At 52.0% G+C, this 20824-nt stretch carries 20 protein-coding genes; 4 read left to right on the top strand and 16 right to left on the bottom strand.

The genetic code is table 11. The annotated features are described in order from the left end of the window. Positions 1 to 7: 7 nt before the first annotated feature. Positions 8 to 400 carry a 30S ribosomal protein S9 gene (rpsI, locus tag ACLU9Q_RS17480; protein ID WP_296906953.1) on the bottom strand — a complete coding sequence of 131 codons (393 nt, stop codon included), beginning with the start codon at positions 398 to 400 and terminating at the stop codon, positions 8 to 10. Between the two features lie 17 nt (positions 401 to 417). Continuing rightward, on the bottom strand, positions 418 to 846 hold the full coding sequence (gene rplM, locus ACLU9Q_RS17475; RefSeq protein WP_296839644.1) for a 50S ribosomal protein L13: 429 nt from the start codon (positions 844 to 846) through the stop codon (positions 418 to 420). Positions 847 to 1142: 296 nt separating this feature from the next. On the opposite strand from rplM, the gene ACLU9Q_RS17470 reads away from it, so the two are divergent. The 3 genes from ACLU9Q_RS17470 (at position 1143) to ACLU9Q_RS17460 (ending at position 3695) form a co-directional block, all read left to right on the top strand. After that, positions 1143 to 2525: an ISNCY family transposase gene (locus ACLU9Q_RS17470; protein ID WP_412624485.1), complete on the top strand. Its 1383-nt coding sequence runs from the start codon at positions 1143 to 1145 to the stop codon at positions 2523 to 2525. 51 nt (positions 2526 to 2576) lie between these two features. After that, a complete protein-coding gene (locus ACLU9Q_RS17465; RefSeq protein ID WP_412624486.1) occupies positions 2577 to 2816 on the top strand; it encodes a hypothetical protein in 240 nt (79 codons plus the stop codon). A 459-nt stretch (positions 2817 to 3275) separates the two neighbouring features. After that, positions 3276 to 3695, top strand: coding sequence for an HIT family protein (locus ACLU9Q_RS17460; RefSeq protein WP_296839652.1), 420 nt, complete (start codon positions 3276 to 3278; stop codon positions 3693 to 3695). A gap of 102 nt (positions 3696 to 3797) precedes the next feature. On the opposite strand, the gene ACLU9Q_RS17455 is transcribed toward ACLU9Q_RS17460, so the two are convergent. From ACLU9Q_RS17455 to ACLU9Q_RS17430, 6 genes are all read right to left on the bottom strand, one after another. Then, complete coding sequence (locus tag ACLU9Q_RS17455) at positions 3798 to 5153, bottom strand: MATE family efflux transporter (RefSeq protein ID WP_296839667.1); 1356 nt, start codon at positions 5151 to 5153, stop codon at positions 3798 to 3800. Between the two features lie 233 nt (positions 5154 to 5386). Then, positions 5387 to 6523 (bottom strand): glucose-1-phosphate adenylyltransferase subunit GlgD, encoded by a 1137-nt coding sequence (glgD, locus tag ACLU9Q_RS17450; protein WP_296839670.1) that lies wholly within the window; start codon positions 6521 to 6523, stop codon positions 5387 to 5389. Then, on the bottom strand, positions 6517 to 7725 hold the full coding sequence (locus tag ACLU9Q_RS17445) for a glucose-1-phosphate adenylyltransferase (protein WP_296839673.1): 1209 nt from the start codon (positions 7723 to 7725) through the stop codon (positions 6517 to 6519). Before ACLU9Q_RS17445 ends, glgD begins: the two co-directional genes overlap by 7 nt. Before the next feature lie 171 nt (positions 7726 to 7896). Then, the gene (locus ACLU9Q_RS17440; protein WP_296839676.1) at positions 7897 to 8325 is read right to left on the bottom strand and encodes a hypothetical protein; all 429 of its coding nucleotides are present in this window, start codon (positions 8323 to 8325) and stop codon (positions 7897 to 7899) included. Positions 8326 to 8401: 76 nt separating this feature from the next. Then, complete coding sequence (locus tag ACLU9Q_RS17435; protein ID WP_296839678.1) at positions 8402 to 9805, bottom strand: spore germination protein; 1404 nt, start codon at positions 9803 to 9805, stop codon at positions 8402 to 8404. A gap of 102 nt (positions 9806 to 9907) precedes the next feature. Then, positions 9908 to 10777 carry a DegV family protein gene (locus tag ACLU9Q_RS17430; RefSeq protein WP_296839679.1) on the bottom strand — a complete coding sequence of 290 codons (870 nt, stop codon included), beginning with the start codon at positions 10775 to 10777 and terminating at the stop codon, positions 9908 to 9910. 93 nt (positions 10778 to 10870) lie between these two features. On the opposite strand from ACLU9Q_RS17430, the gene ACLU9Q_RS17425 reads away from it, so the two are divergent. Continuing rightward, entirely contained in the window at positions 10871 to 11305 is a 435-nt protein-coding gene (locus ACLU9Q_RS17425) for a hypothetical protein (RefSeq protein ID WP_296839681.1), read from the top strand. Positions 11306 to 11327: 22 nt separating this feature from the next. Here ACLU9Q_RS17425 and ACLU9Q_RS17420 read toward each other — a convergent pair whose 3' ends face one another. The 8 genes from ACLU9Q_RS17420 to ACLU9Q_RS17385 form a co-directional block, all read right to left on the bottom strand. Further along, on the bottom strand, positions 11328 to 13253 hold the full coding sequence (locus ACLU9Q_RS17420) for an NAD(+) synthase (RefSeq protein WP_296906957.1): 1926 nt from the start codon (positions 13251 to 13253) through the stop codon (positions 11328 to 11330). 34 nt (positions 13254 to 13287) lie between these two features. Then, on the bottom strand, positions 13288 to 14172 hold the full coding sequence (gene hslO / locus ACLU9Q_RS17415) for an Hsp33 family molecular chaperone HslO (protein WP_296837883.1): 885 nt from the start codon (positions 14170 to 14172) through the stop codon (positions 13288 to 13290). Between the two features lies 1 nt (position 14173). Continuing rightward, positions 14174 to 14938: a class I SAM-dependent DNA methyltransferase gene (locus ACLU9Q_RS17410; RefSeq protein WP_296837886.1), complete on the bottom strand. Its 765-nt coding sequence runs from the start codon at positions 14936 to 14938 to the stop codon at positions 14174 to 14176. Positions 14939 to 14998: 60 nt separating this feature from the next. Continuing rightward, positions 14999 to 15496 (bottom strand): COG2426 family protein, encoded by a 498-nt coding sequence (locus ACLU9Q_RS17405; RefSeq protein WP_296837890.1) that lies wholly within the window; start codon positions 15494 to 15496, stop codon positions 14999 to 15001. Next, positions 15493 to 16557, bottom strand: coding sequence for a histidinol-phosphate transaminase (gene hisC / locus ACLU9Q_RS17400; protein WP_296837893.1), 1065 nt, complete (start codon positions 16555 to 16557; stop codon positions 15493 to 15495). Before hisC ends, ACLU9Q_RS17405 begins: the two co-directional genes overlap by 4 nt. Positions 16558 to 16903: 346 nt before the next feature. Beyond that, complete coding sequence (locus tag ACLU9Q_RS17395; RefSeq protein ID WP_296837897.1) at positions 16904 to 18091, bottom strand: pyridoxal phosphate-dependent aminotransferase; 1188 nt, start codon at positions 18089 to 18091, stop codon at positions 16904 to 16906. A 6-nt stretch (positions 18092 to 18097) separates the two neighbouring features. Then, entirely contained in the window at positions 18098 to 18997 is a 900-nt protein-coding gene (locus tag ACLU9Q_RS17390; RefSeq protein WP_296837901.1) for a DUF2156 domain-containing protein, read from the bottom strand. Positions 18998 to 19075: 78 nt separating this feature from the next. Then, the gene (locus ACLU9Q_RS17385) at positions 19076 to 20818 is read right to left on the bottom strand and encodes an ABC transporter ATP-binding protein (RefSeq protein WP_296837904.1); all 1743 of its coding nucleotides are present in this window, start codon (positions 20816 to 20818) and stop codon (positions 19076 to 19078) included. Positions 20819 to 20824 lie beyond the last annotated feature (6 nt).

The raw sequence follows: 20824 nt of genomic DNA, 5'->3' as shown, positions 1-20824 counted from the left end.
CTGTAGATTATCGCTTGCTGAACTGCGGAGCGCGACGAGCGGCTTTGAGGCCGTATTTCTTACGCTCTTTCATACGCGGATCACGTGTAAGGAAGCCTGCTTTCTTAAGCACCGGTCTGTAGTCCGGATCTGCCTGAAGCAGTGCTCTGGAAATACCGTGTCTGATAGCGCCTGCCTGTCCGGTTGTGCCGCCGCCGCGGACATTTACCAGAACATCAAATTTATCTACCGTTTCAGTAGCTACCAGCGGCTGACGAACGATAACCTTCAGCGTTTCCAGACCAAGGTAGTTGTCAATATCTCTTTTATTGATTGTGATTTTGCCGGTTCCCGGTACAAGATATACTCTTGCGATGGATTTTTTTCTTCTTCCGGTTCCATAATATCTTGAATTAGCCAATGTTCTTTACCTCCTGTTTAAAATGTCAGCGTTTCCGGCTTCTGAGCTTCGTGTCCGTGCTCTGCTCCGGTGTAAACGTGAAGCTTTGTCATCATCTGTCTGCCGAGCGGTCCTTTCGGAAGCATGCCCTTTACAGCCAGCTCGATCACGCGCTCCGGTTTCTTATTTAACATTTCACGCAGGGTGGTTTCCTTCATACCGCCCACGTACTCGGAATGACGGTAGTAGATCTTCTGATCCAGCTTCTTTCCGGTAACTTTGATATTCTGTGCATTTACGATAATCACATAATCGCCTGTGTCGATATGCGGTGTAAAAATCGGTTTATGTTTTCCTCTTAAAATCTTTGCTACTTCTGATGACAGACGTCCTAATGTATATCCGGTAGCATCAACTACATACCATTTTCTTTCGATTGTCGACGGACTCGCCATAAAACTCTTCATTGGTCTTCCTCCTTGAATATTAAACTGCCTGGCGGTGCTGGAAAGTTACACCGCTGTTATATAGCAAAACGCCGCTACCGGGGCTTTGGCTTGGACGTTTACGCACTTACTCACACTGAGAAATTATATTACACACATTCGTCAATGTCAACCGTTTTTTTTCCAAAAATCGCGGAATATAAGCCATTTATGATAATGTCCTAGTATACCACATATGAAAATGTCCCGGATGTGGTAAAATATCCTCTATCTATTTTAGATTGGAGGAAATCATTATCAGAAAGGTAATACTTACAATGGATGAACAGAAAAAATACGAAGTGATCAAATCTCTGGCAGATCACCCGGATGGGAATAAGGACAGGGCTGCCCTCACCCTTGGCTGCACCAAACGCCATATCAACCGTATGCTGGCTGGATACCGCAAAGAAGGAAAGGCTTTCTTTATCCATGGCAATAGGGGACGTAAACCGTCCACCAGCATCCCTGACGAGACCCGCAATCGCATCATCGATCTCTACCTTACAAAATATTTTGATGCTAATTTCCAGCATTATTCAGAACTCCTTGAGGCCCATGAACACATCTGCGTCTCACCTTCTTCTGTAGCTAAGATCCTGGAAAGTAAATATATTCTTTCTCCGAAAGTTACAAAGGCCAAGAAAAAGCGTATGGAAAAGGAGCTTCAGGATAAAAAGAAAAGTGCCTGCAGCCTGAAAGAAGCCGCTGTGCTCCAAACCAATCTCGTAGCGGTTGAAGATGCTCATTCAAGACGTCCAAGATGTGCTTATTTTGGGGAACTGCAGCAGATGGACGCAACTCCCTATGAATGGATCCCCGGGCAGGTATGGCACCTCCACCTGGCTATTGACGATGCTACCGGCCGGGTCACCGGAGCCTGGTTTGACACGCAGGAAACCTTAAAGGGCTACTATCACGTATTCCACCAGATCCTGACCACCTACGGCATCCCTTACAGGATCTTCACAGACCGCCGTACGGTATTTACCTATAAAAAGAAAAACTCCCCATCTCTTGATGAGGATACCTATACCCAATTCGCTTATGCCTGCAAGCAGCTTGGTGTTCAGCTGGAATCCAGCAGTGTCCCGCAGGCCAAAGGCCGCGTAGAACGCCTCAACCAGACACTACAGTCGCGCCTGCCAATCGAATTACGATTAGCAGGGATCACGACCATAGATGCTGCCAATGAATTCCTCCACTCATACATAAAAGAATTCAATGAGAAGTTCGCGCTTCCCCTTAATGGTATCAAATCTGTGTTTGAAACGCAACCGGAAAATGAAAAAATCAACCTGGTTCTCGCTGTCCTGACAGAACGGACCGTGGATTGCGGGCATGCGATCCAGTTCCGGCACCGCCATTACCGGATGCTGGACGCCAGAGGGAAACAGGTACATTACCGCAAAGGCACAAAAATAATGGTTATCCAGGCTTTTGACGGAAGCCTTTTCTGCTGTGTCAATGACAAGGATGTCCATGCACTGGAGGAGATCCCCGAACATATGGAAAGATCCCGGGATCTGGATGCAGACTATCAGCCGCCCAAAGCAAAAAGACATTATATTCCGCCAATGAGCCATCCCTGGCGCAGCAAAACTTTCCAGAAATTCGTAAAGACACAGGAGCACCATCTAATGGATGACGTTCCAGCATAAAAAGCAGCAGAAAAAGATGATAGGTATATACCTACCGAAAGGAGAGATCACATGAGGGACTGGATCGACTGCATCGAAGCGCATACAAAAGCACAGAAAAAATATGATAAAGAACATACACAGGGAATTTACTTAAAACTGAACCTCCGCACAGACCTTGATATCATCCGCTGGTTTTGGGAACAGCCGTCAAAACAGGGAGCCGTAAAACGGCTGATCCGTGAGGAGATCGCCCGAAAAAAGGCGGAAGGAACAGGGAGCGGAGGCGTTGTCAGGAGAACCGTGGAATAATGGGGTTGGGGCCCCGTTATGCCGCGAAAGTCTCTTGAGATAAGCCTCACGGAAAACGCTGTTTCTAAGGAGAAAGGATATATGCCCTTTCTCCTGCCCCCTGCGGGGCGGGTTCGGGCAGGGCCCGATTATGGGTCAAGGGACAGGTCCCTTGCGGGTTCTTAGGGCAGAGCCCTAAGCTTCCAGAGGACATCTGCCACGTAGCCATATGAAATCAGCACCGGAAAACCGGTGCTAATGTTTCAGTTTTTTCGGGACATTTTCAAAAATGCTTGACACCGTTTTTTTTCCAAAAATCGCGGAACAAAAAACGAACAAAAATCAACAAAAATCACGCAAAAATCCTGCCAATATGCTATACTAAAGAAAAGCTCCTGTATTTTTTGCGGAAGCAGGGACAGCTTATGCAAAGCAGTGATATCAGGAGTGCAAAAACACATAATCATGGGAGGATTTTTTATGAAGGACACAAACTGCGGTTACTGTGTCGGCGGCGAGCCGCTGGCGAAATTTGGCATTAAGATCTGCGATCTGGACGTGAGCCAGCTCATTCTTTTCAAGGAGCAAAGCAAACCGGGGCGCTGTATCGTTGCCTACAAGGATCATGTGAGTGAGATCGTGGATATCAGCGAGGACGAGCGCAACCGCTTCTTTGCAGACGTCACAAGAGCAGCGAAAGCGATCCACGCCGCTTTCCACCCGGACAAGCTCAACTACGGCGCTTACGGGGATACCGGCTGCCACCTGCACTTCCATCTCGTGCCAAAGTATAACGGCGGCGACGAATGGGGCGGCGTGTTCCAGATGAACCCGGACAAAAAATATTTAAGCGACGCAGAGTACGAAGAAATGATCGCGAAGATCAAAGCGCACCTGTAGCAGCACAAACATCCGCCGGGATCTCATGTCCCGGCGGTTACACTCTCCAATAATCCATGGCATCCACTTTAAACAGCGCAGATACACCGGCATTTTTTCAGCCTATCTTGTCAGATCCTTCACCCACTTGTATTTTCGGAAATGGAATATCACCCAGGGGATCTTCCCCACCTCATCCAGGCAGGTGCAGGCATAGACTACCAGCGGCGACCAGTGCAGGATAAACGCGCCTGCAAGCGCGAGCGGAATCGCGATCAGCCACATACAGACGATCAGACTGTACATATCAAACAGCGTATCGCCGCCTCCGTCCAGTACCCCGTTTATGACGACGGTATTGATGCAGCGTCCGATCATATATACCCCGATGATCGCCATCATTCCCGCAAGATACTCCCGCGCCTGCGGCGTCAGGATCACCATTTTTACGACAAACGGCGACACGGCAAACACAAGGGCGGCAGACAAAAATCCGATCACATAAGAAATATTTTTCAGCTTTATTCCGTAAGCCTTTCCGCGGTCAAGGCGCCCCGCCCCAAGCTCGTTTCCTACCATGATCCCCGCCGCGCTTCCAATACCGTTGCACATGCAGCAGATCAGATCGCGGACAACCGCTGCCACGGAATTTGCCGCTGCCGCATCCGTCCCCATATGTCCCATGATAGCCGTATAGGATGTAAATCCGATTCCCCAGCACAGGGAACCGCCCATGAGCGGCAGGCACTGTCTCGCAAAATCCTTCATCAGCAGCTTCGGCAGCTTAAAAAATCTGTCAGGCGCCGGACGGATATAGGTGTTCTGCGAGGATACCGCAATGCACAGCACAAGCTCCACAATGCGGGAAATCGTGGTGGCAAGCGCCGCACCCGACGCCTGCATCCTCGGCGCACCCAGCAGTCCGAAAATAAACACCGCGTTCAGACCAATATTTAAGAGCACCGCGCAGGAACTGATAAATGCGCAGGGCTTCACATGCTCTGACACCTTCATGACAGCCAGATAGCACTGGGAAATGCCTGTGAGCAGATACGACCAACCTGCAATGCGCAGATAGGAGCTGCCGATAGAGATCAGCGCGGCATCCGGTGTAAACAAACGCATAAGCAGCCCCGGCGCCAGCTCGCAGGCCAGAAAAAACAGGGCTGAAACAGCGCCGCTGAACCGAAGGATCATGTTAAATATGTTTTCCAGCGTGTATTTATCGCCTTTTCCCCAGTACTGAGCGCCAAGAATAGCCCCCGCTCCTGTGATCGCCGCGACGAACATATTCTGTACAAACTGGATCTGCGTCGCCAGGGAAACTGCCGTCATCTCATTTTGCGCAACCCTCCCCAGCATCAGTGCATCTCCCGCCGCAACCGATGCAAGCATCAGATTCTGCAGCGCGATCGGCAGCGCAAGCCTCGCCAGGGTTTTGTAAAATTGTTTTTTATCAATCTGTATTTCTGTTTTCATGTTCTCCTCCCAAAACGGATTATATCATTCTAACGGCGTCCTGGGAAGATGATATTTTTTCTGCCTAAAAAAATGCCTTGAAAAACCGCCGGAGCCATATGCCCCGGCGGTACTTTTATCTCTTGCAGTTTATTTCCGCGAACACCGAACCAGGCGGATGTGCCCGCACATCCGTTTGGCGACTCCCGCATCTGACGCGCTGCGCGCAGTCCTCCCGGACACGCTGCAGCGCCCTATACCGTATGTCCTTTTGCGATATAGAACGGGAAGGTATCGGTTCCCTTCATTTCCTTACCTGCGGTGATGGTAACATTCTTATCGGTAATAAGATACTCGATGTTTGCGCCTGCCTCGATTACCGTATCCTGCATTAAGATACAATTTTTAACCTTCGCGCCCTTTGCCACCTTAACGCCACGGAACAGGATGCTGTTCTCGATCTCGCCCTCGATGATGCAGCCGTCAGCTACCATCACATTCGTAGCCTTTGCGCCGTTAATGTATCTGGACGGATTATCGTCGCGGATCTTGGTGTAGATCGGCGCTCTGCTGAACAGACCATCCAGGTTGTAGTCGTCGAGAAGCTTCATGTTCTCATCGAAATAGCTCTTCATGCCGCTGATGCGTGCCAGATAGCCCTCGAATTTGTAAGCCTGCACGTTTAATTTTGCAAGCTGCGGAGCAAGGATATCGCGCTCAAAGTATTCCTGTCCGCGCACGAACGCGGTATTTACCAGATCGATGAGCAGCTCACGGTCGATCACATAGATGTTCATGCCGAAGTTCTGAACGCCCGTCTCTCTCGGGTTGATGTACATCTTCGTCACTCTTCCGTTATCGATCGTGTAAGTGTAGTAGAAGCCCTTGTCGTTCGATTTCTGGATGTACTCCGGCAGCTCCTGCTCGTTATATGCAACGGTAATATCCGCGCCGCTTGCGATATGCGCGTCGATCATCGCGTTGAAATCAAAGTTTACGGCAATGTGCGCATCCGCCATTACCACGTATTTTTCCTTCTGCTCACGCAGGAAATCCAGGATAGTCGCAAGCCCGCCTACACGTCCGACAAACGGCTTGGATTCCTTCTCCGCAAACGGCGGGAAAATATGCAGACCGCCATTTTTGCGCACCAGATCCCACTCACGGCCGGAGCCGAGGTGATCCATCAGAGAGTGATAATTGTTGTTTACCAGGATAGAAATATTGTCGATATCACAGTTTGACATGCTTGAAAGCACAAAGTCAATCATACGGTAACGGCTTGCGAAGGGGATGGAAGCCATCAGACGCACATTTACAAGCTCAGGAACCAGCGCGTCATAACTGTTTGGGAAAATAACTCCCAATGCTCTCTTATTTGAATTTAACATTGTTCTTCACCATCCTCTACGTTTTTATTTACCATCGCGTTCGGACCGATCTTTACATTGTTGCCGATCTTAATGCCCGCGCCGACGGTTGCAACTCCGCCTGCGCCGCCCTCCGGCATTGCTCCGACAACCGCATTTTCTCCGATCGTTACGTTTTCTGCAATAATACAGTGTTTTACAACCGCACCGGATTTGATCACGGTGCCGCCCATAACAACCGCATCCTCAACCACTGCGCCTTCCTCTACCTGCACGCCGGCGAAGAGAATAGAGTGCTTTACATTACCTTTGATACGGCAGCCGTCTGTGATCATGGAGTTTTCCACCACTGCCTCGCGGCTGATCTTGTGGCCGGTCATACCGCTGTTGCGGCTGTAGATCTTCCAGTCGTCGTCAAACAGGTTGATGCCGCTGTGCTCCGGATCGAGCACCTCCATGTTTGCTTCCCAAAGAGAGGAAATCGTTCCGACATCTTTCCAGTAGCCGCTGAAATGATATGCGTACATCTTGCGGTTGTCGCGCAGAAGGTTCGGGATAATGTTGTTTCCAAAGTCATTTTCAGAATTCGGATCCGCCTCGTCCTCTGTGAGATATTTCTTTAAGATATCCCAGTTGAAGATGTAGATACCCATGGAAGCCAGGTTTGACTTCGGGTTCTTCGGTTTTTCCTGGAATTCTGTGATCTTGTCGTTTTCGTCTGCAACCATCAGACCGAAACGCGGAGCCTCCTCCCACGGAACCTCCATAACAGCCACGCTGAACTCCGCTCCCTTTTCCTTGTGGAATCTGAGGAAGTCGCTGTAGTCCTGCTTGCAGATCTGGTCGCCGGAAAGAATAATAACATACTCCGGATCGTAACGCTCAATAAAAGAAATATTCTGATAAATTGCGTTTGCCGTGCCCTTGTACCAGTCAGAACCGGAAGCCTGCTGATACGGCGGAAGTACATGCACGCCGCCGTAAAGACGATCGAGATCCCACGGCTGACCGTTTCCTATGTACTCATTTAATACCAGAGGCTGATACTGTGTCAGAATACCAACGGTATCAATCCCGGAATTCACGCAGTTTGACAGCGGAAAATCGATAATACGATATTTTCCGCCGAATGGAACTGCCGGTTTTGCAAGCTTCTGCGTTAACGCGTATAAACGGGAACCCTGTCCGCCAGCAAGAAGCATTGCAATCATTTCTTTTGCCATAACAATTACACCTCTCTTTTTCAATCTATGTTAAAATTGTACCACATATTTTCCCATTGTGGTAGTTTTTTGTGCAAATTTTTTAAATTTTTTTCGGGAATTTTTGCAGATAATCAGATATTATGTAAACGCACCCCTCATTAGAAGGGTGCATCCGCCCACCGCGTGCGTCTAGGGGTTGGTCTTGACCGAATCATTTGCATTTGTGTCGTTATTGTTATTGCGGTTCGTGTCGTTCCGGTTGCCTGTCACATCGTCCACGATATCCTCCGCGCCGTCGATAATGCCATCGCCAACCTCACCGATGCCCTCGCCGATCTCACTCAGCCCATTCTCGTTGTCATAGCCGGCATTGTTTCTGTCCGTGCCGTTCGTTGCACTGTTCACATTCCCGTCGTCGATGGCCGCACCGTCGTTTCCGGCAGTGTTCTCGCCCGCCGCAGTGGTGTTATCCGTCGTTTTCTGGACCGCGCTGCTCTCGCTGGTCCTGTTTTCCGATGTTGCAGAGCTGTTTTCATTTCTGTTGTTCCCGCATCCCGCAAGGATCACGGAAAGAGCAAGTGCCAGCAAAGTTCCCGTTATTCCTTTTACATGCTTCATAGTTTTGTCTCCTTTTCTCGTATTTTGCAGGCTCCAAAGCCGTTCACAATATTTAATATCTCTTCTTTTTTTCATATTATACAGTCCTTTTTTTGAAAAGGCGGCGCGCAAGCTGCTTTCCATCAAATGGAATCAGGGGATATAAATAACTGGTGCCGGAGATGGTGCGGTTGCAGGCGATGCAGAGCACGCAGAAAATGATTCCGGCGATAAATCCCCAGCCTCCGAAAATGCCGGTCAGTACAAGCAGCACGATGCGCATAAACTTTAAGGCATAGCCAAGCTCAAAATTCGACTGCGTATAATTGGCGATCGCAACGAACGCCATATAGAGCATGGTTTCACTGTTGAACCAGCCGGATTTCACCGCAAATTCTCCCACCACGATACCGGCGATCACAGAGAGCGGCGTCGAGAGCGTCTGCGGCGTGTTCACCGCCGCCAGCTTCAGTCCGTCGATCGCAAACTCCAGGATCAGAAGCTGCAGAAGAACCGGCACATGCACGGTGTCCGCCACATTGATAAATTCCAGCCAGGGCGGTATCCACTGCGGATTCTGCATAAACAGAAGCCAGACGGGTGTCAGAAGCAGCGACAGGATCGCGATCACAAAGCGCGAAAAACGCAGATAGCTCCCCGTGAGCGGCGGAAAATAAAAATCGTCCGCGTCCTCCATAATATCAAAAAAGGAGACCGGAAGCAGGATCGCCGTCGGCGCGTTGTCCACCAGGATCGCCACCTTCCCCTCTAAAAGACTGGCGGAGGTGGTGTCCGGGCGCTGCGTGTACTTAAATTTCGGGAACGGGTTGAACCATTTTCGCTTGTAGATCGCCTCCGCAAGGCTCTCCTGGCTCATCGGCAGGGCATCTATCGCAAGCGTCCGGATCCGCTCGCGCAGCTTATCCACCAGCGCCTCGTCCGCACGCCCCTGCATATAGCAGAGTACAATGTTGGTGCGGGAGCTTTCCCCGGCGCTAAGCATTTCCATGGTAAGCTGCGGGCTTCGGATCCTCCGGCGGATCAGCGCGGTGTTGAAGACGAGCGTCTCCACAAAGCCATCCTTGGAACCGCGCAGCGTCTTATCCTTGTCCGGCTCCTCCACGCTGCGCATCGGATAGGAACGGCAGTCGATCGCAAAGCATCTCTCATAGCCGTCGATCAGCAGGCAGACGATGCCGGAGAGAATGTTTGTGATGATCTGCTCCTTCTCCTCCACCATATCCACCTCCACATAGGGGATGTAACTGTGTGAAAGCTCATGACTGCTCTGCGGCAGATCGTCCGGCGTGAGCGAATGAAAAAACTCCAGCAGCTTTTCCATGATATCGTCCTTAATATAGCCCTCGATGAAATAGAGGCAGGCATCCCTGCCGCCCACCGACAGCATCCGGTAAATGATATCAAAATTTTTCGCCACCTGGAGCTTTTCATGAAAATACTGCATATTTTCGTAAAGATCCTCAGAAATGATTTCGTTCATAATAAAAAACTCCTTTGCGGATTATCTGTAACAGTATCCCCAAAGGAGTTTCGTGCTATGCATGAAAGTCAAAGCGATCCGTGACTTTCGTTTATTTTTTCACTATCTTTCATCCCCCATAAAGAACAGCGCCATCGTTCCCGGACCGGAGTGCGCGCCGATCACCGGACCGACCGGATTGATGATAAAGTTTGTAATGCCAAAGCGCTCTTGCACCAGCTTTTTCACATATTCTGCCTCCTCCAGGCAATCGCCGTGGCTGATGAACACGATGTCGTTCTTTCCGGCGAAGCTGCCCTGCTTCTGCTCCATCGCGTCCACCAGCGCCTGCAGCGAGCGTTTTCTTTTGCGCACATTGAAAAGCGGAATCAGCTTTCCTTCATTATTGACGTGCATCACCGGCTTCAGACTGATCATCGTTCCGACGACCGCTGCCGCCCGCGACACGCGTCCGCCGCGGTAAAGATGGAACAGATCATCCACGGTAAAGCTATGGATGATGTGCAGCTTGTTATCCTCGCACCACGCCGCCAGTTCTTCAAGGCCCATGCCTGCTTCCTTCTTTGCAATCGCCTTGTGAACAAGCAGCCCCTCGCCGAGCGACGCACACAGGGAGTCCACCACGATGATCTTTCTGTCCGGATATTCCTCCATCAGCTCCTCCGCCGCGATCCGCGCGCTGTTTGCGCTTCCGCTCAGTCCGCTGGAAAATGCGATGTGAAGAATGTCTTTGCCCTCCTTCAAGATCGGTTCAAAAGAAGCGCGCGCACTTTCCGGGTTTACCTGCGAGGTAGTCGGCATGGAACCGGAGCGCATCTTCGCATAAAAATCCTCCGATGATAATTCCTTGCCTCCGCGGAAATACGTCTCGCCGTCCAGTATGTAGGAAAGCGCCAGCACGTTCAGATCGTGCTGCTGATAGTATTCCTCCGGAAAATCACATGTTGTATCGGTTGAAATTACATAACTCATGGGGATACCTCCTATAAAAAATTTTCTATTCCCTGTTCAGTCTGCTCATGCTTCCGCATAGAATGTACAAAATACATACCCAGAGGACCGCATATGAGTTCCAGAACCAAAATCATTATTATGAAAAAGAGAGAAGTCATCTACACCGCCATCTTTGCCGCGCTCGGCATCACGCTGCTCATCCTGCTGTTTCTGATGTTTCGTCCGCAGAAAGATACATCGCCGCAGACCGCCCGGACATCTGCCTATGTACCGGGCGTGTATTCCACGCCTGTCACATTGAACAATAATGTGATGGATCTGCAGGTGATCGTCGACGCCGACCACATCAACGGCATCCAGCTTGTAACCCTGAGCGAGACCTCCGCAGCCATGTTCCCGCTGATGCAGCCGGCGCTTGATAAGATCGCCGTACAGGTCTGCGAAACACAGTCCACAAAGGATATTTACTACGAGGCTTCCAGTCAGTACACCTCGCAGATGCTGCTGCAGGCGATCGATGCGGCGCTGGAAATCGCGGCGCGCTGAGCGGCATCTTTTCATCCATCTCCTAAACGTTCTCTGCCTGCAGCCGCTCCAGCTCCTGCATCCAGATGCGAACGCAGGCATCGCTCGGCATCCGCAGGTCGCCGCGCGGGGATACCGCCACGCTTCCCACCTTCGGACCGTCCGGCAGGCAGGAGCGCTTAAACTGCTGCGCAAAGAACCGGCGGTAGAAGGTTTTCAGCCATTTCAGAATGGTTTCTTCGTCATAGGTGCCCGCGAACGCCTTTTTCGCAAGGCGGTAAACCTTGGAGGGTTCCTCGGCGCAGCGCAGCATATGATAAAGGAAAAAATCGTGCAGCTCATAAGGTCCGACAAGATCTTCTGTCCGCTGGGAGATCACGCCGTCCTTCGGCGGCAGAAGCTCCGGGCTGACCGGCGTGTCAAGCACATCCAGCAGCACGCCTGCAAGCGCCTCATCGCCGCAGGTGTCCGCGTAATAGCGCACCAGATGACGCACCAGCGTCTTTGGGATGGAGGCGTTGACCGCGTACATGGACATATGGTCGCCGTTGTAGGTCGCCCAGCCAAGCGCCAGCTCGGACAGGTCGCCGGTCCCGATCACCAGTCCTCCGCTCTTGTTCGCGAGATCCATAAGGATCTGCGTGCGCTCGCGTGCCTGACTGTTTTCATAGGTGACGTCGTGCTCGTCGGGATCGTGACCGATATCCTGAAAATGCACCTGCACGGCATTTTTAATGTTGATCTCCTTTAGCGTCGCTCCCAGCTTTTCCGTCAGCTCACAGGCGTTGCGATAGGTGCGGTCGGTCGTGCCGAAGCAGGGCATTGTGACAGAAAGGATCGCGCTTCTGTCCAGTCCGATCATATCCACTGCCTTTGCCGCCACCAGAAGCGCCAGCGTGGAATCCAGCCCGCCGGAAATGCCGATCACCAACGATCTGCAGCCGGTGTGCAGGAGACGCTTTTTTAAGCCGAGCGCCTGGATCGTCAGGATCTCCTCACACCTGCGCGCGCGGTCGCCGCAGTCGTCAGGCACAAAGGGCAGCGGTGCAAACGCGCGCGTAAGAGCCGTCTCCCCGACCTCTAAATGGAAGGGGATTTTTTCGTATGCCGGATTTTCCGCGCATTGGTATGTTGTCATGCGCCTGCGCTCGCTGCGCAGACGGTGGATGTCAAGCTCACTGTAAATAATGCCGTTTGTGAACCGCGGCGACTGCGCCAGCACAGTTCCGTTCTCGGCAATGAGGTTGTGTCCGCCAAAGACAAGGTCGGTCGTCGATTCCCCGTCTCCCGCGCTCGCATAGAGATATCCGCAGATCAGGCGCGCCGACTGGTTGGTGATAAGCGCCTCCCGGTAAATACTCTTCCCGGTATTCTCATCGCTCGCCGAAAGATTTACAAGCACCGTCGCGCCCGCCAGCGCGTGCCGCGTGCTCGGCGGATCGGGCGCCCACAGATCCTCACAGATCTCGGCTGCCACTGTCAGCCCTTCCATTTCCCGGCAGACAAACAAAAGATTTTGTCCGAACGGCACCGGGCTGCCCTCAAATTCCGTCCAGGAAATCGCTCCCTCTCCCGGCGTGAAATGACGCGCCTCGTAAAACTCCGCATAATTCGGCAGGAAGCGCTTCGGCACCAGTCCGAGCAGCCTTCCCCGGCTGACTGCCGCCGCCACATTGTAAAGCTTCTGCTCTTTCTCCCACGGAAGTCCGACAAACACCAGAGCGTCCCACATTCGCGAGGCATCCACAATTTTGCGCAGCCCTTCCTTTGCCGACGCCAGCAGCCGCTCCTGCCAGAAAAGATCGCTGCAGGTATAGCCCGTGATGCCAAGCTCCGGAAATACAATGATTTTCGCCCCGGCGTCCGCCGCTTCTTTCGCCTGCGCGCAGATCTGCGCCGTATTGTATATGCAGTCCGCTACTTTCAGTTCCGGTGTCACCGCCGCCGCCTTCACAAATCCATGCCTCATGGAAGTACCTCCTGTTTCGTTATTTTGCGCGCTGTTATGCCCGGCTCGCGCGTTTATATAATTCCTTCAGCTCCTCAACGGAAAACTCATAATTTGTATTGCAGAAATGACAGTTCACCTCGATCGGCTTTCCCTCATCGATCATCGACTGCAGTTCTTTTTTTCCAACGCTGACAACCGCCTTCGCCACGCGCTCCTTTGAGCAGTTGCAGTGAAACTGCGCCGGCATGGTGTCGGTGATTTCCAATCCCAGATCGCCGAGAAGCTGCTCTAAGATCTGCTCCGGGCTGCTTCCCGCCTCCAGCATCGCGGTGACGCTCGTCACTTCGGCAATTTTTTTCTCCAGAGCGGCGATGACCTCCTCCGCGGCAAACGGCATTAGCTGAATGATAAAGCCGCCCGCCTGACGCACGGTATTCTCACGGTTCATAAGCACGCCAAGCCCGACCGCGGAGGGCACCTGCTCCGAGGTCGCAAAATAATACGTTAGATCCTCGGCGATCTCGCAGGTCTGCAGCATCGTCTGCCCGGAATAAGGCTCCTTTAAGCCCATGTCCTTGATGACCGTCAGAAATCCCGGCCCGACCGCTCCCGCCACATCCAGCTTGCCCTTGCTGTTCGCCGGGATGATAACGTTCGGATTGCCCACATAGCCCTTGACATTTCCGTGGGAATCCGCCGTCACTAAAAGTCCGTTTAAAGGGCCGCCCGCTTTAATCTGCAGCGTCAGAAGATCCTCGTCGCCCTTCATCATGCTGCCCATCATTGCTCCGGCAGTCAAAAGACGCCCAAGCGCCGCCGTCGCCACCGGACTCGTGTTATGCGCGCTGCGCGCCGTCTCCACAAGCTCCCTTGTCGTCGCGGCAAACGCGCGTATCTGGCTGTCCGCCGCCGTTGCTCTTACAATATAATCCTTCACTTTATTTTGTACACTCCCTTGCAACAATATAGATCCGCTCGCTGTCCGCGCGCACTTCCCCGCCCGTATCGGCATCGAATGCCCGCTCAAATTTCAGCCCCGCCTCTTTTAGAAGCCGCCGGATCGTGTCCGGCTCATATGCTCTCTGCAGATGCGATTCCTCCTGTTTGCGGTAGAGACCGTTTTCCTCCTGCAGAAACAGTGTCAGATCATACTCGTTCATCTGCTCGTCTTCATAATAATAGTTTTCCCAGATGTAGCTTGCCTCCTCACGGTTGTCCGCAAGCACGCAGTCGCCCATCACCTCGCGGAAATAAAAGACTGTCTTTAAATCAAAAAGAAAGATGCCGCCGGGATCAAGATAATTATTAACCAGCGAAAAGACTGTTTTTAAATCTTCCTCGCCGGTGATGTAATTCATGGAATCGCAGATACTCACCACCGCGCGCACCGTGCCGTACAGCTCAAATTCGCGCATATCCTGGCACAGATACAGAATATCCGCGCCGGAAACCTCCTTTTTCTGCGCGGCGATCTCCAGCATCTCCACGGAATTATCCACGCCGATCATGTCGTAGCCGTCGGCGGCAAGCAGCTCCGTGAAGGTACCCGTGCCGCAGCCAAGCTCCAGCACAAGCCCGTCACAGATGCCCTCCGCCCGCAGCAGCTCTTTCACGCATGAGTGCCACTCCTCGTAGGGAATCTCGCTCATAAAGAGGTCGTAAACTTTTGCAAAGCTGCTGTAAGCAGTCGTTTCTTTTTCCATCGTATTCTCCTTTATTTTTCCGGATAATCACTCTCCTGCTGCTTTTCCCCTTCATTACATTCAGAAGAAAAATCCCGGAATCACGTAGGAGATCGTCGTCATGATAACGGTTGCCAGGCAGACACCAATGATCACCGCCGGAAACGCTTTCCGGAATTTCATGTCCAGCAGCGCCGCGATCAGCGAACCCGTCCACGCGCCGGTACCCGGAAGCGGAATGCCGACAAACAGCACCAGTCCCCAGAATTCGTACTTTTCAATCTGGTCTTTTTTGCTCATCGCCTTGTTTTCCAGCTTCTCCACCATCGGGCGGAAAACCTTTGTCTTTTTCAGCCAGCTAAAAATCCTCGTGATCAAAAGCAGGATGAACGGCACCGGGATCAGATTTCCGATCACACAGATAGGGATCGCCTTCCACATGTCAATGCCCGCCGCGGAGGAAAAGATCAGCCCGCCGCGCAGCTCCAGAATCGGCACCATGGAAATCACAAATGCCAGGGCCTCTCTCGTGAGGACGCCGCCAAAGGTAGCCGTCATCCAGGATAATAAACTATTCATAAACCTCTCCTTTTATATTCCTTCAGAAATGAAATCAAAGCGTCCATCTGCTCATCCGTGCCAATCGTGATGCGCAGATAATTGTCAATGCGCGGCTTTGCAAAATACCGCACGAAAATATGCTTTTCACGCAGAGCCTCAAACAGCTCCTTCGCCGGATAATCCGGGTGCGTGACGAACAGAAAGTTTGCTTTGGAATCGCCGAACGTAAAGCCAAGCGCTGCCAGCTCTTTTTTCGTGCGCTCTCTCGCTGCAATAATTTTTGCCGTTGTCTCCTTAAAATATGCGTCGTCCTTCAGCGCCTCCGCGCCAAGCGCAAGGCTCGGACGGTTCATCGTGTAGGAGTTGAAGGAGTATTTTGCGTCGTTCAGATATTTGATCAGCCCCCTGCTGCCGAACGCATAGCCGATGCGCAGCCCGGCAAGGGAGCGCGATTTCGAAAAGGTCTGCACAACAAGCAGGTTATCGTATTTTTCAATCAGCTCCAGCGCAGATTTTGCCCCGAAATCTATGTACGCCTCGTCAACGATCACTACCACATCCCGGTTGTGGCAGATGATGTCCTCAATATCCGCCAGCGGAAGCTCCATACCAGTCGGCGCGTTGGGGTTTGGAAACACTACGCCGCCATTTTCTTTGTAGTAGTCCTCTTTTACGATCTCAAACCGGTCGTTCAACGGCTGACACTCGTAGGGAATGTGAAACAGTCCCGCCCACACATCGTAAAAAGAGTATGTAATGTCCGGGAACAGTACCGGCTTTTTGCCGTTGAAGAATGTGAGGAACGCCATCGCCAGCACATCATCTGAGCCGACGCCGACAAACACCTGCTCCTTCGAAAGACGGTAGTAGTTTGCAAGCCCTTCCACCAGCGCATCCGCCGCCGGAGCAGGATACAGGCGCAGCTCTTCGGCGCACAGCTCTTTTATTTTCGCCTGCACGCCCGGCGCGGGCGGATACGGATTTTCATTTGTATTCAGTTTAATCATATCCGCAAAATCCGGCTGCTCCCCCGGGGTATAGGGGATTACCCTGCGGACGTTTGCTTCCCATTTTTTCATAATTTACTCCTCTGTTTTCTGATATCCCATACTTTTTTTCTTTCCAGGTACCCCTGCTCTTCTCTCGCAGTTTTGTCACAGGAATCCATTCGTCCATGTCTGCCACAGACAATAGGCAGATTTTCCTCAGATGTTTTTGCGACGGAATCCAACCGTCTATGTCTGCCGCAGACACGTCGATTTTTTGATTTTGCTGCGCCGCCTATTGGCAGCAATTTTGCCTCCATAGAAGCTGGTCGGCTAAAATTGCTGCCGCTATGCTCGCAAAATCTGCAAAATCTTCCTATCGTCTGCGGCAGACATAGACGGCAGGCTTCCTGTGCAGAATCATTTGCCTATCTTGAGCTTATAAGCCATACTCTTTGGCTAACATGTCAAATTTCGGCAGCGCGCCCACGATAGTCTCGTAGGAGACGCAGTATGCCAGCCGCACGAAGCCCGGGCAGGCAAAGGAAGACCCCGGCACCAGCAGCAGATGATATTTTTTCGCCGCCTCGCAGAAGGCCTTTTCGTCCTCAACCGGGGATTTTACAAACAGGTAGAACGCGCCCTCCGGCTTGATGCAGGAGAAGCCCGCCTCAGTAAGACCCCTGTAGAGCGTTTCGCGGTTGCGGTTGTAATAGTCTACGTCCACCTTCGCGTCCAGGCATTTTGCGATCACGCGCTGGAACAGTGACGGTGCGTTGACGTATCCGAGGATACGGTTCGCCACATTTGCCGCTCCGATGATGAGCGCGCTGTCGTCCGCCTCGTCCGGGATCACCAGATAGCCGATACGCTCGCCCGGCAGGGAGAGCGATTTGCTGAAGGAATACCCGACGATAGTGTTGTGATAATATTTCGTAAGATAAGGCACAAAAACGCCGTCATACGCAAGCTCGCGGTACGGCTCGTCGGAGATCAGATAGATACTGATGCCGAATTCTTTTTCTTTGGCGCAGAGGATTTCCACCATACGCACGATCGTCTCCTCCGAATAAACGACGCCTGTCGGATTGTTCGGCGTGTTGACGATCACCGCCTTAGTCTTCGGCGTGATCATCTGCGCAAATTTTTCCAGATCCGGCTGAAAAGTTGCAGTATCCGGCTCCACCGCTTTCAGAATGCCGTCGTAATTGGAAACATACGAACGATACTCTCCAAAATACGGCGCGAAGGTAAGCACCTCGTCGCCCGGATTTAAGAGCGTCTTAAAAATTACATTCAGACCGCCCGCTGCACCCACCGTCATCAGAATATTTTCTTCGGAAAAGCCGGTGCCAAAGCGCTTATTTAAGGAAGCCGCGATTGCCGCGCGCACGTCCTCATAGCCGGAATTGCTCATATAGCCGTGCACCATCAGCGGATCTTCCTCATTGATAATCTCCTCGATCGCCGTCTTTACCTCCGACGGCGCCGGGACATTCGGGTTGCCGAGACTGAAATCGTAGACATTCTTCGCCCCAAACTGCGCCGCCAGCTCTTTTCCTTCCTCAAACATCGCCCGGATCGCCGAGCTGTTTTTCGTCATCTGTATCATTTTTTCTGAAATCATCGTCTTTTACCTCTCCTTGATAGTAACAGTCCCCTTCTCAACCAGGAACACCGGGTGGTAAGAAAGCTTCGCTCTGCGCAGCCCCTCCTCGCCCAGATCCTCCTCGCGGTTTACATAAGTATACCCTGCTGCCTCGTGGCGCACAAACTCGCGGTTTATCATAGGATATGCGCCATCCACCTCAGAAAATGCCTTTTCAATATGCACGACCATCGTGTCGTCACACACCGGCTCCCCGATGGAAAACGCCACCACCTCGCCGTTTACGCGCAGCAGACCGCCGCGCAGCTCCAGCTCCTTAAACAGCCGCAGGGAATTTAAGGTCACACACATCTCTGCCGACTTTTCCGGGTCCTCCTCGCAGCCGTTCATGCGCCGCCATGCGAGCGCCATCTGGAAGCAGTCCTCCACATTGGAATCGTTGATCGGTTCATACTTCCACTCCGGGTACAGCCGCTCGAATTTGTTAATATGGTTCTTCTTTCCATGATACTTTTTTCCGGAAAGATTTGCAAGCTTTTCCGTCTCATAAACGTAATCCGCCGCGTCGCGGTCGTAGGAAATCTCAAACATGCCCGGATAAAGTTCCTCCAAGCGCGCAAATTTTTCCGGTGTCACCAGTCCGAGGATAAATCTTTGTCCGCGCTCACGGCAGTATTCCAGCAGCGCGTCTATCGCAGGCTTTACGCCCTCCTCTTTTCCCACCGGATAATCGAAAAACACACGGTCCTCCGAGCCGCGGAAAATCAGCATATCCTCCACGATGGCATAATCTACTTTGTAATATACGGACCAGAGATAAATATTGGCAAACGTCATTTCGCAGCTTCTTGTTTTCTGCTGCGCAAGATAACGGTTGATCAGCTCCCGGTCCTTCATTTCCACTTTTTTAAATACAATGTCCATTCTATATCCTTTTCCTTTGCTCCTTCAGATAGGCTCCGCTACTGTTCACTCCGTTCACAGTAACCTTCGCAGATCCATTTAGGCTTCCGCCTCCGACATCCGGTACAGCCGGCTGTAGATTCCGCCCTTTGCCAGCAGCTCCTCATGGGTTCCCTGCTCCTCGATGCCTTTTTCCGTCATCACCAGAATTTTTCCAGCGTTGCGGATGGTCGTCAGCCGGTGCGCGATCACAAACGTGGTGCGCCCCTTCGCCAGCTTTTCCAGCGATTCCTGGATAATCTTTTCGCTCTCATTATCGAGCGCGGAGGTCGCCTCGTCAAAAATAAGTATGGGCGGATTTTTCAAAAATACTCGCGCGATCGAAAGGCGCTGTTTCTGTCCGCCGGAGAGCTTCACGCCGCGCTGTCCGATGTCCGTCTCATAACCGTCCGGCAGCTCCATGATAAACTCGTGGGCGTTCGCCATTTTCGCCGCCGCGATAACCTCCTCGTCGGAGGCGTCCGGTCTGCCGTAGCGGATGTTCTCCATCACATTTTCCGCAAACAGATAGACGTCCTGCTGCACAATGCCAATGTGGTCGCGCAGGCTTTTCAGCTTAATTTGTCGGATGTCGGTGCCGTCCAGCAGAATGCGCCCGCTATCCACATCGTAGAAGCGCGGAATCAGACTGCAGAGCGTCGTCTTTCCGCCGCCGGAGCTTCCGGCGATCGCGATGTATTCCCCGGCATCCACCTTCAGATTAATATGGTTGAGCACCGTCTCCAGATTTTCCTCGTAACGGAAGGTGACATCCTCAAACACGATCTCGCCCTTCACATCAGTAAGCTCGACAGCATCCGGCGCGTCCGCGATATCCGGCTCCACCGCCAGAATCTCCAGGAAACGCTCGTAGCCGCTGTAGCCGTTCTGGAACTGCTCGGTAAAGTTAATCAGCTTCTTTATCGGCTCCGTGCAGTTATTGACGTACAAAAGAAACGTGATCAGATCCGTGCTGTCCATGGAGCCGTCCGAGATCAACACTGCCCCCGCCACGATCACGCCGACCGTGACCAGCGTCGTCAGCGCGCCCAGCCCGGAATTGTAGGCTCCCATATAGCGGTAGCTGATGCGCTTGCTGTCCACGAAGCGCTGATTGCCCTTTCCGAATTTCTCCATTTCCACGTCCTCGTTCGCGAACGATTTCACAACGCGGATGCCGGAGAGGCTGTCCTCAATCTGACTGTTGATATCGGCGATGCGGGCGCGGTTCTCCTTAAACGCGCGCTTCATTTTCCGGTTCAGATAAAAGGCGTAAAGCGCCATCAGCGGCACGAAGGCAAACATCACCAGCGCCAGCGTCGAATTGATGGACATCAGTATGGCGAACGAGCCGACGAATTTCATCAGAGAAATCACGATGTCCTCCGGACCGTGGTGCAGCAGCTCGCTGATATCAAACAAGTCGCTGGTAATACGCGACAGAAGCTGTCCGACCTTCTGGTTATCGTAGAAAGCAAAAGAAAGCTTCTGATAATGTCCGAAAATTTCGTTGCGCATATCGCGCTCGATGGAAGCGCCCATGATGTGTCCGTAATAGCCGATGTAAAAATTGCAAAAACACTCCAGAAGCACCAGAGCGAGCATCAGCGCCGCCAGCTTCAGAATAGCCGGAAGCACCTCCCCCGCCGGGAGAAAAATAACGTTTCCTGTAATATAGCGTACAATCAGGGGGATGACGAGTGTCACGCCAGCCCCCAGAATTGCAAAAAACATATCAGACAGAAACAGTCCCAGATACGGCTTATAATACCGCACTAATTTTTTCCATTTGTGTCGTTCCATATCGGA

The organism is Marvinbryantia sp., from assembly GCF_047017445.1.
Taxonomy (GTDB): domain Bacteria; phylum Bacillota; class Clostridia; order Lachnospirales; family Lachnospiraceae; genus Marvinbryantia.
This window is presented reverse-complemented; position numbering and strand designations above follow the sequence as displayed.

What these genes read in the sequence shown, in the direction of transcription:
- ACLU9Q_RS17445 (WP_296839673.1), bottom strand. Translation starts at nt 7,725, where the DNA reads ATGGCAAAAGAAATGATTGCAATGCTTCTTGCTGGCGGACAGGGTTCC.
- ACLU9Q_RS17395 (WP_296837897.1), bottom strand. Translation starts at nt 18,091, where the DNA reads ATGATTTCAGAAAAAATGATACAGATGACGAAAAACAGCTCGGCGATC.
- ACLU9Q_RS17410 (WP_296837886.1), bottom strand. Translation starts at nt 14,938, where the DNA reads ATGGAAAAAGAAACGACTGCTTACAGCAGCTTTGCAAAAGTTTACGAC.
- ACLU9Q_RS17435 (WP_296839678.1), bottom strand. Translation starts at nt 9,805, where the DNA reads ATGAACGAAATCATTTCTGAGGATCTTTACGAAAATATGCAGTATTTT.
- ACLU9Q_RS17385 (WP_296837904.1), bottom strand. Translation starts at nt 20,818, where the DNA reads ATGGAACGACACAAATGGAAAAAATTAGTGCGGTATTATAAGCCGTAT.
- ACLU9Q_RS17405 (WP_296837890.1), bottom strand. Translation starts at nt 15,496, where the DNA reads ATGAATAGTTTATTATCCTGGATGACGGCTACCTTTGGCGGCGTCCTC.
- ACLU9Q_RS17470 (WP_412624485.1), top strand. Translation starts at nt 1,143, where the DNA reads ATGGATGAACAGAAAAAATACGAAGTGATCAAATCTCTGGCAGATCAC.
- ACLU9Q_RS17440 (WP_296839676.1), bottom strand. Translation starts at nt 8,325, where the DNA reads ATGAAGCATGTAAAAGGAATAACGGGAACTTTGCTGGCACTTGCTCTT.
- ACLU9Q_RS17455 (WP_296839667.1), bottom strand. Translation starts at nt 5,153, where the DNA reads ATGAAAACAGAAATACAGATTGATAAAAAACAATTTTACAAAACCCTG.
- rplM (WP_296839644.1), bottom strand. Translation starts at nt 846, where the DNA reads ATGAAGAGTTTTATGGCGAGTCCGTCGACAATCGAAAGAAAATGGTAT.
- ACLU9Q_RS17420 (WP_296906957.1), bottom strand. Translation starts at nt 13,253, where the DNA reads ATGAGGCATGGATTTGTGAAGGCGGCGGCGGTGACACCGGAACTGAAA.
- ACLU9Q_RS17465 (WP_412624486.1), top strand. Translation starts at nt 2,577, where the DNA reads ATGAGGGACTGGATCGACTGCATCGAAGCGCATACAAAAGCACAGAAA.
- glgD (WP_296839670.1), bottom strand. Translation starts at nt 6,523, where the DNA reads ATGTTAAATTCAAATAAGAGAGCATTGGGAGTTATTTTCCCAAACAGT.
- ACLU9Q_RS17460 (WP_296839652.1), top strand. Translation starts at nt 3,276, where the DNA reads ATGAAGGACACAAACTGCGGTTACTGTGTCGGCGGCGAGCCGCTGGCG.
- ACLU9Q_RS17430 (WP_296839679.1), bottom strand. Translation starts at nt 10,777, where the DNA reads ATGAGTTATGTAATTTCAACCGATACAACATGTGATTTTCCGGAGGAA.
- ACLU9Q_RS17390 (WP_296837901.1), bottom strand. Translation starts at nt 18,997, where the DNA reads ATGGACATTGTATTTAAAAAAGTGGAAATGAAGGACCGGGAGCTGATC.
- ACLU9Q_RS17425 (WP_296839681.1), top strand. Translation starts at nt 10,871, where the DNA reads ATGAGTTCCAGAACCAAAATCATTATTATGAAAAAGAGAGAAGTCATC.
- hisC (WP_296837893.1), bottom strand. Translation starts at nt 16,557, where the DNA reads ATGAAAAAATGGGAAGCAAACGTCCGCAGGGTAATCCCCTATACCCCG.